Raw genomic sequence first — 15110 nt, forward strand, 5'->3', positions numbered from 1 at the left:
CGGGAGGCGAGGCCCCGAGGGCCCCGCCTCCCGCCCCGCGCGCCTACTGCCCTGCGTACTTCTTGCTGACCTCGTCGAACATGGCCTTGGCCTCGGGACCGAAGCGCGGACCCGCGAGCCAGCCGGCCGTCGACGGGCCGATCGAGGTGTTCGACACCAGCGCCGGCTTGCCGTCACTGCCCTGGGCGACCCAGCCGCCACCGGACGAACCACCCGTCATCGAGCAGCCGATGCGGTACATCGTCGGCTGCTCCGCCTTCAGGGACAGCCGGCCCGGCTTGTCCTCGCACTGGAACATCCGCTGGCCGTCGAACGGCGGCGCCGCCGGGTAACCGGTCGCCTTCATGGCCGCGATCTTCGGCACCGCCGGCGCGTTGAAGTCCACGGGAAGCGCCGAACCGACGGTCTCCTCCAGGGACTTGGTCGTGCCGCCCTTCTCCGGGGTCACCTTGATGACCGCGAAGTCGTAGGGAGCGCCCGCACCGCCCGTGGACGCGCCCTCGGCGATCCACTGGTCGGAGGTCTTGACCCAGTCCGCCCACCACACGCCGTACGGAGCGATCTGCTCGCGCGACGCCTTCTCGAGGTCGGCGGTCGACAGTGCGGAGTCGTTGTACGAGGGCACGAAGGCGATGTTGCGGTACCAGCCGCCCTTCTTGCCCTTGTGGACGCAGTGGCCGGCCGTCCACACCATGTTGGACTTGCCGGGGTGCGCCGGGTCCTGCACGACCGTGGCCGAGCAGACCATCGAGCCCTCGGGGCCGTCGAAGAAGACCTTCCCGGACTCCGCGGCGTTGCTGTGGTACTTCGCCGTCACGGCCCTCGCCCGCACCAGGACCGGCGTCGGGTCGGTCACGCCCTCGTCACCCGAGATGTCCTCCTCCTCGACCGGCTTGTCGGGGCGCTCGGCGTCCCGCATCCGGTCCGGGTCCCAGAGGTCCTCGATGATCGGGTTGACGAAGTCCTTGGCCTCACGCAGCCACTTGTCGCGGTCCCAGTTCCTCCACTCGCCGTCCCGCCACTTGTCGACGTCGATCCCGTGCTCCTTCAGGCGATCCTTCAGGTCCTCCGGAATCTTGATCTTGTCGACCGGGTTCTGGGCGGTCGCGGAAGCGCTGGGCTTGTCTCCCGCGTTCTCCTCGCTCGGTCCGCAGGCCGTAACGGTGAGCGTCAGCGCCGCGACGGCGGAAGCCGCCGTCAGCAGCGGACGAATCGATCGCATCTCGTGATCCCCCTGGGACTACGTCAACTTGTGCATGGACAGCGGCCGCGCCCGTGCGGGCGGCGGCCGACGGCCCCCACTATGCCGGTGCCGGAGGGGACGGTACGCGGCCGGTCGGCGGTTCCGGCCATCGTTCCGTCGTTGCCGTGCCGTGATCCGGGACACGCCAAGTTCTTGCCTCCGGCCCGTGATCCTGGGCAGTTCGCGTCGTTGGTACGTACGGGGGACACAACGGTGGCGCTCAGGGCGGCCCTTGCGGCGGCTCCACGACGTCCCGATGTGCAACGCAACTGTTACAGCGGGAGGACACCGAGCCGTGGCCGTGACCGAATCAGCTCCGGCCGCCCCACCGGCCGCGCGGACGCAGACCCGGACGCCCGACGGGCCCGTCACCGGACCGCCCGACGAGGCCGCCACAGGGACGCCCAACCCGACGATCCGGGACACCCCGAACCGAGGACCTTCGGACCGAGGGCCTTCGGACCGGGCGGCTCCGGCTCAGGGGGTCCCGGACCGATCGGCTTCCGCCCAGGGATCCCCGGACCAGGGTGGTGGTGGCGGGTACGAAGGCATCCTGCGCCGCCAGTCCCTGCGGGAGTCCGCCGCCCGCACCTATGCCCGCTCCCTTCCCATCGTCCCCGTGCGGGCGCGAGGGCTGACCATCGAGGGCGCCGACGGCCGTCGCTACCTGGACTGCCTGTCGGGCGCCGGGACACTCGCCCTCGGCCACAACCACCCCGTGGTCCTGGAAGCCGTCAAGAAGGTCCTCGACTCCGGGGCCCCGCTCCATGTCCTCGACCTCGCCACCCCCGTCAAGGACGCCTTCACCTCCGAACTGTTCGCCACCCTGCCGGGTGAACTCGCCGACAACGCCCGCATCCAGTTCTGCGGACCGGCCGGAACGGACGCCGTGGAGGCGGCCCTCAAGCTGGTCCGCACCGCCACCGGCCGCAGCGGCCTCCTCGCCTTCACCGGCGCCTACCACGGCATGACGTCCGGAGCCCTCGACGCCTCGGGCGGAGCGACCGACGTCCGCGTCACCCGGCTGCCGTACCCGCACTCGTACCGCTGCCCGTACGGCGTCGGCGGCGCCCGCGGCGCCCAGCTCGCCGCCCGCTGGACCGAGAGCCTCCTCGACGACCCCAAGAGCGGCGTCACCACCCCCGCCGGAATGATCCTCGAAGCCGTCCAGGGCGAGGGTGGGGTCATCCCCGCGCCCGACGACTGGATGCGCCGGATGCGCCGCATCACCGCCGACCGCTCCATCCCGCTCGTCGTCGACGAGGTGCAGACCGGCGTCGGCCGCACCGGCGCCTTCTGGGCCGTCGAGCACAGCGGCGTCGTGCCCGACGTGATGGTCCTCTCCAAGGCCATCGGCGGCTCCCTTCCCCTCGCCGTCATCGTCTACAGGTCCGAGCTCGACGCCTGGGAACCCGGCGCCCACGCGGGCACCTTCCGCGGCAACCAGCTCGCCATGGCCGCCGGCACGGCCACCCTCGCGTACGTCCGCGAGAACGGACTCGCCGAGCGGGCCGGCATCCTCGGCGCCCGCATCCTCGGCCAACTCCGGGGCCTCGCCGCAGCCCACCCCTGCGTCGGCGACGTCCGCGGCCGGGGCCTCATGATCGGCGTCGAACTCGTCGACCCCGACGCGGCGGGACCGGACGACCCCGTACCGCCCGCCGCCCCCGCCCTGGCCCTCGCCGTCCAGCAGGAGTGCCTGACCCGCGGACTCATCGTCGAACTCGGCGGCCGGCACTCCGCCGTGGTCCGGCTCCTGCCCCCGCTCACGATCACCGACGAGCAGGCCGCCGCTGTCCTGGACCGCTTCGCCGACGCTCTCGCCGCGGCCGAACGGGCCCACATCCCCCAGCGGCCCGCCGCCCGCAGGACCACGGCCCCCCGGACCGCCCCCGGGCCGTCCCACTGACCCGGGCCGCCCCCGGCCCCGCCCCCCCAAGGAAGCCCCCGTGAACGCCACGCCCCCCTCCCCGGCGCCCGAGACCGAGGCCCCCCTCGCCGTCGAGCAACTCACCTCCCAGGCCCTCGCCTCCACGGCACTGGATGCCTCCCTACTGACAGCCGAGTCCCTCGCCACCGAGGGACTCACCCCCATGGATCCCCCCTCCCACCTCCTCGCCTCCGCCCCCCTCACCACCACCGAACCCGACTCCACGGCCCCCGGCTCTACGGCCCCCGGCACCACGGGCCCCGGCTCTACGGCCCTCGGCTCCCCGGCCCTCGGCTCCCCGGGCCCCGGCACCACGGCCCTCGGCACCACGGCCCCCGGCACCACGGAGCCCGCTGTCGTGGAGCCTGCCGCCGCCGCCCGCCCCGCCGATGCCACGGTCCCGCGCCAGCACATCGGCCCGTACGACCCCCGACCGCACCGCACGGCCGCGGGAACCGACACGCTGAGCGAGCCGCACCAGCACCCCCACCCGCACCGCCCGGCCAACGCCACCGCCCCGCAGTGCGACCCGGACCCGGACCCGCACCGCACGGCCGCCGGCGCCGACCCCCTGGACGACCCGGATCCGCAGCGCGCCGCCGACGCGGCCGCCGTCGAGAACCTCCTCCGCTGCTGGGTCCGCGAGAAGAACCTGCCGACCCCCGGCTCCACCACCCTGCGCATCCCCCTCGACGCCAGCGGCACCGCCCTCCTCGTCCCCGTCCGCTACTGGTCGCCCACCGGCTGGCACCGCTTCGGCGCCCCCGCCCTCGAAGGCCTCCCGGTCACGGCCCCCACCGTCGACGCCGTGACCGTGGCCGCCTTGCTCAGCCGGGAGACCGGCCGCCCCGAGGGCACCGAACTCGTCGGCAGGGTCGCCGACTCGGCCCGCCGCACCGCCGACTTCCTCACCGAGCGCCGCCGCTCGCCCCAGCCGCACCCGGACGCCGACCTCTTCCTCGCCGCCGAGCAGTCCCTGCTGCTCGGCCACCCCCTCCACCCCACGCCCAAGAGCCGCGAAGGCCTCTCCGACGCCGAGGCCCGGCTCTACTCACCCGAACTGCACGGCTCCTTCCCCCTCCACTGGCTCGCCGTCGACTCCTCCCTCCTGGCCTCCGACTCCGGCTGGACCGAACAGGGCCGCCCCGTCAGCGCCGAGCAACTCGCCATCGGCCTCGCCGAAGGGCTCGCGCTCCCCGCCGGAACCGCGCCCCTGCCCGTCCACCCCTGGCAGGCCCGAGAGCTGCTGCACCGCACCGACATCCGCGCCCTCATCGACGCCGGCCTCCTCCACGACCTCGGTCTCCACGGCAACCCGTGGCACCCCACCTCCTCCGTCCGTACCGTGCACCGCCCCGGCGCCCGGGCCATGCTCAAGCTCTCCCTCGGCCTGCGCATCACCAACTCGCGCCGCGAGAACCTTCGCAAGGAGCTCCACCGCGGCGTCGAGGTCCACCGGCTGCTCCGTACCGGCCTCGTCGACGAATGGCAGGCCGCCCACCCGGGCTTCGACATCGTCCGCGACCCCGCGTGGCTCGCCGTCGACACCCCGGACGGCGCCCCCGTCCCCGGCCTCGACCTCATGATTCGCCACAACCCGTTCGGGCCCGGCGACGACGCCGTCTGCATCGCCTCCCTCACCGCCCCCCGGCCCTGGCCGGGAACCGACACCATGCGCTCCCGCCTCGCCGACGTCATCGGCCGCCTCGCCGCCCGTACCGGCCGTCCCACCACGGCCGTCGCCGCCGAGTGGTTCCTCCGCTACCTCGACCAGGTCGTTCGCCCGGTCCTCTGGCTCGACGGACACGCCGGCATCGCCCTGGAGGCCCACCAGCAGAACACCCTGGTGCTCCTCGACCCCGACGGCTGGCCGGTCGGCGGGCGCTACCGCGACAATCAGGGCTACTACTTCCGCGAGTCCCACCGGAGCGAGCTGGAGAACCGCCTGCCCGGCATCGGCGCCGCAAGCGACACCTTCGTCTCCGACCAGGTCACCGACGAGCGCTTCGCCTACTACCTGGGCATCAACAACGTCCTCGGCCTGATCGGCGCCTTCGGCGCCCAGCACCTCGCCGACGAGCGCGTCCTGCTCGCGGCCTTCCGCAGCTTCCTCACCTCCGCCACCAGCCTCGGCTCACCCCTGCCGCACCGCCTCCTGGAAGCCGCGACCCTCCGCAGCAAGGCCAACCTCCTCACCCGCCTGCACGGCATGGACGAACTCGTCGGCCCCGTCGACACCCAGTCCGTCTATGTCACCGTCACCAACCCCCTCCGCGCCTGAGCCCGCCTTCGGAGAATCCACGCCCCCACCGCACCGCCGAGAGGAGAGCGACACCGTGTCACCCACCCGCCCACCGGCAGACCCGCCCGGTGACGACACCCTCGACCTGAGGCTCGACGAACTCGTCACCCTCCTCGAAGGCGGTCACATCGACGCCGAACTCCTCGACGGCGACCTGTTGGACTCCGTCGCCACCTGGAAACCGGCCCACACGTCCGCCGGCGTCTTCCAGCTCGTCCCCGTGCGGCTCGACCGAGACCTGCCGCTCGTCGCCCGATGGATGAACGACCCCGCCGTCGCGGCCTTCTGGGAGCTCGCGGGACCCGAGACCGTGACCGCCGAGCACATCCGTACCCAACTCGAGGGCGACGGCCGCAGCGTCCCGTGCCTCGGAGTGCTCGACGCCACGCCCATGAGCTACTTCGAGATCTACCGCGCCGACCTCGACCCCCTCGCCCGCCACTACCCGGCGCGCCCCCACGACACCGGTATCCATCTGCTGATCGGAGGCGTCACCGACCGGGGCCGCGGCGTCGGCAGCACACTGTTGCGCGCCGTCGCCGATCTCGTCCTCGACCACCGTCCCCGCTGTACCCGCGTCGTCGCCGAACCCGACATCCGTAACACCCCCTCCGTCTCTGCCTTCCTCAGCGGCGGCTTCCGCTTTGCGGCGGAAGCCGACCTCCCTGACAAGCGAGCGGCGCTCATGATGCGTGACCGCGCCCTCCGTCACGTTCTGTGAACAACCCTCTGTCTTCTATACACCGCTCGCCCCACAGCGGTTCCCACTCCGAGGAGTCCTCGTGTCGATGTCCCCTGCACCCCACGACTCCGCACAGCCCACCCACTCCGCCACAGCTCCCGCCCCTTCCTCCAGGGCCGAACCGACGCCGGCATCCGCACTGCCCGCGCCCCCTGAACTGCTCGCGCCGCCCGAGCTGAACGCCGCCGCCTGGACCAGGGCCTCCTCCCGGCTCCTCGCCAAGGCCCTCGCCGAGTTCGCCTACGAGGAGATCGTCCAACCCGCACCGGTGGCGGACCGACCGGACCTCCACACCCTGCGGCTCGACGACGGCACCACCCTCACCTTCCGTGCCCGCCGAGGTGCCTACGGCAGCTGGTACGTCGCCGCCGACTCGATCACCCACGACGGCCGGCCCATGACCGACGCCCTCGACTTCCTGGTCCGCGCCCGCCGCCTCCTCCAGCTCGACGGCGCCACCCTCGGCCATCTCATCCGCGAACTCTCCGCCACCCTCGCCGCCGACGCCCGCCTCGACCACACCGCCCTCTCCGCCGCCCGGCTCGCCGACCTCTCGTACGCCGAGCTCGAAGGGCACCAGACCGGCCACCCCTGGCTCGTCCTCAACAAGGGCCGCATCGGTTTCTCCGCCACCGACGCCGCCCATTGGGCACCCGAGGCCCGCCGCGCCACCCGGCTGCCGTGGATCGCCGTCAGCAACCGCCTCGCCGCCTACCGCGGTGTGTCCGGGCTCGGCACCCCCGACCGTCTCTACGCCCAGGAGCTCGACCCCGAGGTCCACACCGCGTTCCGCGCCGAACTGACCGCCCGCGGCTACGAGCCCGACGGCTACCTCCTGCTGCCCGTCCACCCCTGGCAGTGGGACGAGATCCTGCTTCCGCTCTACGCCCCGGCCATCGCCGCCGGGACCGTCGTCCCGCTCTCCGCGGACGGCGACCTCCGGCTGCCGCAGCAGTCGGTCCGTACCTTCCTCAACACCAGCCGCCCCGACCGGCACACCGTCAAACTCCCGCTGTCCGTGCTCAACACCCTTGTCTGGCGCGGCCTGCCCACCGAACGCACCCTCGCCGCCCCGGCCGTCACCGCCTGGGTCCACGGCCTCCGCGACGCCGACCCGTTCCTGCGGGACGAGTGCGGGGTGATCCTCCTCGGCGAGGTCGCCTCCGTCACCGTCGAGCACCCCCTGTACGACCGGCTGCCCGAAGTCCCGTACCAGTACAAGGAACTCCTCGGCGCGATCTGGCGCGAACCGCTGCGGCTGCCCCCGGGGGAGCGAGCCCGCACCCTTGCCTCCCTGCTCCATACGGACCCCCATGGGCGGGCCTTCGTCGCCGAACTCGTCGAGCGCTCCGGACTCGCTCCGGCCGTCTGGCTCCAGCATCTCTTCGCCGCGCTGCTGCCTCCGCTGCTGCACTTCCTCTACCGCTACGGCACGGTCTTCTCCCCGCACGGCGAGAACGCCATCGTCGTCTTCGACGGAGAGGACGTCCCCGTACGCCTGGCGATCAAGGACTTCGTCGACGACGTGAACATCAGTGCCCGGCCGCTTCCCGAGCACGACACCCTGCCGGACGACGTGCGCGCCGTCCTCCTGACCGAGGAGCCCGACTTCCTCGTCCAGTTCATCCATTCGGGGCTCTTCGTCGGTGTCTTCCGCTATCTGGCACCGCTCTGCGACGAACAACTCGGTGTGCCGGAGGAGGACTTCTGGTCTCTCGTCCGCACGGAGATCCTTCGTCACCAGGCGCGCTTCCCCGAGCTGAAGGAACGGTTCGAGCTCTTCGACCTCCTCACCCCCCGGATCGAGCGGCTCTGCCTCAACCGCAACCGTCTGCACCTGGACGGCTACCGGGACCGCCCCGAGCGGCCCCACGCGGCCGTCCACGGGACCGTGCCCAACCCGCTCGCGTGACACGCGCGCGTGCCTTGGCTGTCAGTGGCGCCCCGTAGGCTGGAAGGGCTATGACGAAGCCATCCCTCCCCGACCTCCTCCACGCCGCCGTCACCGCCGTCGGCGGCACGGAGCGGCCCGGCCAGGTCACCATGGCCGAGGCCGTGGCCGAGGCCATCGACGACAATTCCCACCTCCTCGTCCAGGCCGGCACCGGCACGGGCAAGTCGCTCGGCTACCTGGTGCCGGCGCTGGCCCAGGGCGAGCGGGTGGTGGTGGCCACGGCCACCCTGGCGCTCCAGCGCCAGCTCGTCGAGCGTGACCTCCCGCGCACGGTCGATGCGCTGCATCCGCAGCTGCGCCGCCGCCCCCAGTTCGCCATGCTCAAGGGCCGGTCGAACTACCTCTGTCTGCACCGGCTCCACGAAGGGGTCCCGCAGGACGAGGAGGACGGCCTCTTCGACCCCTTCGAGGCGGCCGCGCCCAGCAGCAAGCTGGGCCAGGACCTGATGCGGCTCCGGGACTGGTCGGACGAGACGGAGACCGGCGACCGGGACGACCTGACGCCCGGTGTCTCGGACAAGGCATGGGCCCAGGTCTCGGTCTCCTCCCGGGAGTGCCTCGGCGCGAGCAAGTGCGCGTACGGTCCCGAGTGCTTCGCCGAGTCCGCCCGTGAGCGGGCCAAGCTCGCCGACGTCGTCGTCACCAACCACGCCCTCCTCGCGATCGACGCCATCGAGGGTGCACCGGTGCTCCCGCAGCATGAGGTGCTGATCGTCGACGAGGCCCACGAGCTGGTCTCGCGGGTCACCGGGGTCGCCACCGGCGAGCTCACCCCCGGCCAGGTCAACCGTGCCGTGCGCCGGTCCGCGAAGCTGGTCGACGAGAAGGTCGCCGACCAGCTGCAGACCGCCGCCGAGGGCTTCGAGCGGGTCATGGAGCTGGCCCTGCCGGGGCGGCTGGAGGAGATCCCGGAGGACCTCGCGTACGCGCTGATGGCGCTGCGTGACGCCGCCCGCGCGGTGATCACGGCCCTGGGCTCCACCCGGGATCGGTCGGTGCAGGACGAGGACGCGGTGCGCAAGCAGGCCATGGCCTCGGTGGAGACCGTCCACGGTGTGGCGGAGCGGATCACGCAGGGTTCGGAGTACGACGTCGTCTGGTACGAGCGGCACGACCGTTTCGGAGCCTCGGTGCGGGTCGCGCCGCTCACCGTCTCGGGTCTGCTGCGGGAGAAGCTGTTCACGGAGCGGTCCGTGGTCCTTGCCTCGGCGACGCTCAAGCTGGGCGGCGACTTCAACGGCGTCGGTGCCTCGCTGGGTCTCGCTCCGGAGGGCACCACGGGTGACGACCTGCCCGTCTGGAAGGGGATCGACGTCGGCTCCCCGTTCGACTACCCCAAGCAGGGCATTCTCTACGTCGCCAAGCACCTCTCCCGCCCCGCGCGGGACGGGGACCGGGGCGACATGCTCGACGAGCTGACCGAGCTGATGCAGGCGGCCGGCGGGCGGACCCTCGGTCTGTTCTCCTCGATGCGTGCGGCGCAGCAGGCGGCGGAGGAGCTGCGGATCCGGGTTCCGGAGCTGCCGATCCTGCTCCAGGGTGAGGACACGCTTGGCGAGCTGATCAAGAACTTCGCGGCCGACCCGAAGACCTGTCTCTTCGGCACGCTGTCGCTCTGGCAGGGCGTGGACGTCCCGGGGGCCAGCTGCCAGCTGGTCGTCATGGACAAGATCCCGTTCCCGCGTCCGGACGATCCGCTGATGAGCGCCCGGCAGAAGGCCGTCGAGGAGGCCGGGGGCAATGGCTTCATGGCGGTCGCGGCGACCCACGCGGCCCTGCTCATGGCGCAGGGTGCCGGTCGGCTCGTACGGGCCACGGGCGATCGCGGCGTCGTGGCGGTTCTCGACCCCAGACTGGCGACGGCCCGGTACGGCAGCTATCTGAAGGCCTCGCTGCCCGACTTCTGGTACACGACCGACCGTAACCAGGTACGGAAGTCGCTGGCGGCCATCGATGCCGTGTCGAAGGCGGCGGAGGCCTGAGGCTCCACCCTGCCGAGCTCCGGCGCACCGGGGCTCGGCAGGACACGGCAGGGCCCCGGGACCGGCGCAGTGGGTCCCGGGGCCCGGTCAGAGCCGGCGAGGTGAGTCAGACCCGCCGCAGCACCGCCACGACCTTTCCGAGGATGGTCGCCTCGTCGCCGGGGATCGGCTGGTACGCCGCGTTGTGCGGGAGCAGCCAGACGTGACCGTCTTCGCGCTTGAAGCGCTTGACCGTGGCCTCGCCGTCCAGCATGGCCGCGACGATGTCGCCGTTCTCCGCGACGGGCTGACGGCGAACGGTGACCCAGTCGCCGTCACAGATGGCGGCCTCGATCATCGAGTCGCCGACGACCTTGAGGACGAACAGCTCACCGTCACCGACAAGCTGCCGGGGGAGAGGGAAGACGTCCTCGACGGACTCCTCGGCGAGGATCGGGCCGCCGGCCGCGATCCGGCCTACCAGGGGCACGTACGACGCGGCGGGCTTGCCCGTGGTGTCCGTCGGCTGGGTGCTCGGCTGGTCGGAGCCGCGCACCTCGTACGCCCGGGGGCGGTGCGGGTCCCGGCGGAGGAAGCCCTTGCGCTCCAGCGCCATGAGCTGGTGCGCCACCGAGGATGTGCTGGACAGGCCGACGGCCTGCCCGATCTCGCGCATCGACGGCGGGTAGCCGCGCCGCTGGACCGAGTCGCGGATGACTTCGATGACCCTGCGCTGCCGGTCGGTGAGACCGGAGCTGTCGGCTCGGATGCCTGGAGGTCGCCCGGGAAGGGCGCGGGCAGGTCGCCCGGGCTCCTCACCGTTCATGCTTGTGTCATTCATGGCGTGCACCGGCTCGAGTCGGCCCTGGGAGCGGTCCTGGGCGGTGATGGTGGCACTGTCTGCGGTGGTGGTCACGTCGTCGGCCCCTCTCGAATGGTCTCCCTGGCTGGCACAACGGTAGTGGCTTTCGAAAGGTTGCGCCAAACACACGTTCGAGTGAAAATTCGCAGATTGCCTTACGCGTGTACGCATGCAGGTGTATGAGCACTCTCGCGCCTCCGCCCCAATTCGGACGTCACGGTAGCCTTCGCCGCTGGGTCGCGCGCGGTGCACCCTCTCAGTGTCGCACCCGGAGGGGTCGAATCGCGGGAGCGGACGCGTCGCGACACGCGGTACGCCCGGAATCGCCGCCAACCCAAGATCTAGTGGTTGGATGGCATCGGCCACCCAGGGGTAGTGGTCCCCGGTCTGCCGGGGGTGCCCACATCGCCTATGCTGGTGGTCGCTTCGCAGGGCCTTGACGGTCGGGCGAGGTTCACCAGTCGTGCCGTGAGGGAGGGTCGGAACCAATGCACTGCCCCTTCTGCAGGCACCCCGACAGCCGTGTCGTCGACAGTCGCACCACCGACGACGGGACGTCGATCCGGCGTCGTCGCCAGTGCCCCGACTGCTCCCGTCGTTTCACGACGGTGGAGACGTGCTCGCTCATGGTGGTGAAGCGGTCCGGTGTCACCGAGCCCTTCAGTCGTACCAAGGTCATCTCCGGCGTACGCAAGGCGTGCCAGGGGCGACCGGTCACCGAGGACGCCCTCGCCAAGCTCGGCCAGCGGGTCGAGGAGGCGGTGCGCGCCACCGGCAGCGCCGAGCTGACCACCCACGACGTGGGTCTGGCCATTCTCGGCCCGTTGCAGGAGCTCGACCTCGTCGCGTACCTGCGCTTCGCGTCCGTGTACAAGGCTTTCGACAGCCTCGAAGACTTCGAGGCCGCCATCGCGGAACTCCGCGTGCGGCCTCCCGCTGAGAACCGCGGGACCGGTGCGACCCCTGAGGTCCCCGTTCCCGCCACCGCCGCCGACTGACCGGCGGTCCGGGTCCCGTGCCCGGCGCCGGCCGCCGAGCGGCCTGGCAGACGTGCCCCGAGCGACCCCCGTGGCGTTCGTGGCAGCAGTACAGAACGACGTACAGAAGACGGTGCCCTGGGACTATCTGGGCGCCGAAGTGTGTTTTGCCCGTATATGGGAGGCGGCATGACAGAGACGGCGAGCGGTCCGGCACGTGGTTCTCGTTCCAAGGGAGCGAAGGCGACGAGCAAGGGCCTGCGTATCGAGCGCATCCACACCACCCCCGGCGTGCATCCGTACGACGAGGTGGCGTGGGAGCGCCGTGACGTCGTCATGACCAACTGGCGCGACGGCTCGATCAACTTCGAGCAGCGTGGCGTCGAGTTCCCCGACTTCTGGTCGGTGAACGCGGTCAACATCGTCACCAGCAAGTACTTCCGCGGGGCCGTCGGCACCCCGCAGCGCGAGACCGGTCTCAAGCAGCTCATCGACCGGATCGTGAAGACGTACACGAAGGCCGGCGAGGAGTACGGCTACTTCTCCTCGCCCGCCGACGCCGAGATCTTCGAGCACGAGCTGGCCTACGCCCTCCTGCACCAGATCTTCAGCTTCAACTCGCCGGTCTGGTTCAACGTCGGCACGCCCCAGCCCCAGCAGGTCTCCGCCTGCTTCATCCTGTCCGTCGACGACTCCATGGAGTCCATCCTCGACTGGTACAAGGAAGAGGGCATGATCTTCAAGGGCGGCTCCGGCGCCGGCCTGAACCTCTCCCGCATCCGCTCCTCCAAGGAGCTGCTCTCCTCCGGCGGCAACGCCTCCGGCCCGGTCTCGTTCATGCGTGGCGCCGACGCGTCCGCCGGAACGATCAAGTCGGGCGGCGCGACCCGCCGCGCGGCCAAGATGGTCATCCTCGACGTCGACCACCCCGACATCGAGGACTTCATCGAGACCAAGGTCAAGGAGGAGGAGAAGATCCGCGCCCTCCGTGACGCGGGCTTCGACATGGACCTGGGCGGCGACGACATCACGTCCGTCCAGTACCAGAACGCCAACAACTCCGTCCGCGTGAACGACACGTTCATGAAGGCCGTCGAGTCCGGCGGGAAGTTCGGCCTCACCTCCCGGATGACCGGCGAGGTCATCGAGGAGGTCGACGCCAAGTCGCTCTTCCGCAAGATGGCCGAGGCCGCGTGGGCCTGTGCCGACCCGGGCATCCAGTACGACGACACGATCAACCACTGGCACACCTGCCCCGAGTCCGGTCGTATCAACGGCTCGAACCCGTGCAGCGAGTACATGCACCTGGACAACACGTCCTGCAACCTCGCTTCGCTGAACCTGATGAAGTTCCTCAAGGACGACGGCAAGGGCAAGCAGTCCTTCGAGATCGAGCGCTTCGCCAAGGTCGTCGAGCTCGTCATCACCGCGATGGACATCTCCATCTGCTTCGCCGACTTCCCCACCGAGAAGATCGGCGAGAACACCCGCGCCTACCGCCAGCTCGGCATCGGCTACGCCAACCTCGGTGCCCTGCTGATGGCGACCGGCCACGCGTACGACTCCGACGGCGGCCGCGCCCTCGCCGGTGCCATCACCTCCCTGATGACCGGCACCTCGTACAAGCGCTCCGCCGAGCTCGCCGCGGTCGTCGGCGCGTACGACGGCTACGCCCGCAACGCCGAGCCGCACCAGCGCGTCATGCAGCAGCACGCCGACGAGAACACCAAGGCCGTCCGCGTGGACGACCTGGACTCGCCGATCTGGGCCGCTGCCACGGAGGCCTGGCAGGACGTGATCCGCCTCGGAGCCAAGAACGGCTTCCGCAACGCCCAGGCCTCGGTCATCGCCCCGACCGGCACCATCGGTCTCGCGATGTCCTGCGACACCACCGGCCTCGAGCCCGACCTCGCCCTGGTCAAGTTCAAGAAGCTCGTCGGCGGCGGCTCGATGCAGATCGTCAACGGCACCGTCCCGCAGGCCCTGCGCCGCCTGGGCTACCAGGAGGAGCAGATCGAGGCGATCGTCGCCCACATCGCCGAGAACGGCAATGTGATCGACGCCCCCGGTCTGAAGACCGAGCACTACGAGGTCTTCGACTGCGCCATGGGCGAGCGCTCCATCTCCGCGATGGGCCACGTCCGCATGATGGCGGCCATCCAGCCGTGGATCTCGGGCGCCCTCTCCAAGACCGTGAACCTGCCGGAGACGGCCACGGTCGAGGACGTCGAAGAGGTCTACTTCGAGGCCTGGAAGATGGGCGTCAAGGCGCTCGCCATCTACCGCGACAACTGCAAGGTCGGCCAGCCCCTCTCCGCCAAGAAGAAGGAGGAGGAGAAGGTCGAGGTCACCGCGAAGACCGAGGCGACGATCCGTGAGGCCGTCGAGAAGGTCGTCGAGTACCGCCCGGTCCGCAAGCGTCTGCCCAAGGGCCGCCCGGGGATCACCACCTCCTTCACCGTCGGTGGCGCCGAGGGTTACATGACCGCCAACTCCTACCCGGACGACGGTCTCGGCGAGGTCTTCCTCAAGATGTCCAAGCAGGGTTCGACGCTCGCCGGCATGATGGACGCCTTCTCCATCGCCGTCTCCGTCGGTCTGCAGTACGGCGTCCCGCTGGAGACGTACGTCTCGAAGTTCACCAACATGCGCTTCGAGCCGGCCGGCATGACGGACGACCCGGACGTGCGGATGGCGCAGTCGATCGTCGACTACATCTTCCGCCGCCTGGCGCTGGACTTCCTGCCCTTCGAGACCCGCTCCGCGCTCGGCATCCACTCGGCCGAGGAGCGTCAGCGCCACCTGGACACCGGCTCGTACGAGCAGTCCGAGGAGGACGAGGTCGACGTCGAGGCGCTGGCCCAGTCCGCGCCCCGCGCCCAGGAGCTGAAGGCCGTCGCGGCCCCGGCTCCGGTCCCGGCCCCGAAGATCGAGGTCCCGGCCCCGAAGCAGGCGCACACCTCGGCGGAGCTCGTCGAGATGCAGCTCGGCATCAGCGCCGACGCCCCGCTCTGCTTCTCCTGCGGGACGAAGATGCAGCGCGCCGGCTCCTGCTACATCTGCGAGGGCTGCGGCTCGACCAGCGGCTGCAGCTGACATCGAGTAGGTGCTTCATGAAGGGGACCGGCCTCGTGCCGGT

Annotated in this window: 9 protein-coding genes; 7 read left to right on the top strand and 2 right to left on the bottom strand. The window is 71.0% G+C overall.

Annotated features, from left to right (window positions below; all coding sequences use genetic code 11):
- Positions 1-43: 43 nt before the first annotated feature.
- Positions 44-1222 (bottom strand): serine protease, encoded by a 1179-nt coding sequence (locus E0F75_RS32645; protein WP_229314574.1) that lies wholly within the window; start codon positions 1220-1222, stop codon positions 44-46.
- 571 nt (positions 1223-1793) lie between these two features.
- Here E0F75_RS32645 and E0F75_RS32650 point away from each other — a divergent pair.
- The 5 genes from E0F75_RS32650 to E0F75_RS32670 all read left to right on the top strand — a co-directional run bounded on the left by E0F75_RS32650 (position 1794) and on the right by E0F75_RS32670 (position 10153).
- On the top strand, positions 1794-3152 hold the full coding sequence (locus E0F75_RS32650; protein WP_229314629.1) for a diaminobutyrate--2-oxoglutarate transaminase family protein: 1359 nt from the start codon (positions 1794-1796) through the stop codon (positions 3150-3152).
- Between the two features lie 40 nt (positions 3153-3192).
- Positions 3193-5454 carry an IucA/IucC family protein gene (locus tag E0F75_RS32655; protein ID WP_229314575.1) on the top strand — a complete coding sequence of 754 codons (2262 nt, stop codon included), beginning with the start codon at positions 3193-3195 and terminating at the stop codon, positions 5452-5454.
- A 55-nt stretch (positions 5455-5509) separates the two neighbouring features.
- On the top strand, positions 5510-6196 hold the full coding sequence (locus tag E0F75_RS32660; protein WP_229314576.1) for a GNAT family N-acetyltransferase: 687 nt from the start codon (positions 5510-5512) through the stop codon (positions 6194-6196).
- A 67-nt stretch (positions 6197-6263) separates the two neighbouring features.
- Complete coding sequence (locus E0F75_RS32665) at positions 6264-8129, top strand: IucA/IucC family siderophore biosynthesis protein (RefSeq protein ID WP_229314577.1); 1866 nt, start codon at positions 6264-6266, stop codon at positions 8127-8129.
- 50 nt (positions 8130-8179) lie between these two features.
- Positions 8180-10153, top strand: a complete 1974-nt coding sequence (locus E0F75_RS32670) for an ATP-dependent DNA helicase (RefSeq protein ID WP_229314578.1) — start codon at positions 8180-8182, stop codon at positions 10151-10153.
- Between the two features lie 106 nt (positions 10154-10259).
- On the opposite strand, the gene lexA is transcribed toward E0F75_RS32670, so the two are convergent.
- Positions 10260-11048 carry a transcriptional repressor LexA gene (lexA, locus tag E0F75_RS32675; RefSeq protein ID WP_209497163.1) on the bottom strand — a complete coding sequence of 263 codons (789 nt, stop codon included), beginning with the start codon at positions 11046-11048 and terminating at the stop codon, positions 10260-10262.
- Positions 11049-11482: 434 nt separating this feature from the next.
- Between lexA and nrdR the strand changes: the two genes are divergently transcribed.
- Together nrdR and E0F75_RS32685 are read left to right on the top strand one after the other, a co-directional pair.
- On the top strand, positions 11483-11992 hold the full coding sequence (nrdR, locus tag E0F75_RS32680) for a transcriptional regulator NrdR (RefSeq protein WP_030325324.1): 510 nt from the start codon (positions 11483-11485) through the stop codon (positions 11990-11992).
- Positions 11993-12160: 168 nt separating this feature from the next.
- A complete protein-coding gene (locus E0F75_RS32685; RefSeq protein WP_229314579.1) occupies positions 12161-15067 on the top strand; it encodes a vitamin B12-dependent ribonucleotide reductase in 2907 nt (968 codons plus the stop codon).
- The last annotated feature ends 43 nt before the right edge of the window (positions 15068-15110 follow it).

It is taken from the genome of Streptomyces sp. CB02980 (assembly GCF_014451325.2).
In the GTDB taxonomy this organism is placed as follows: Bacteria; Actinomycetota; Actinomycetes; order Streptomycetales; family Streptomycetaceae; genus Streptomyces.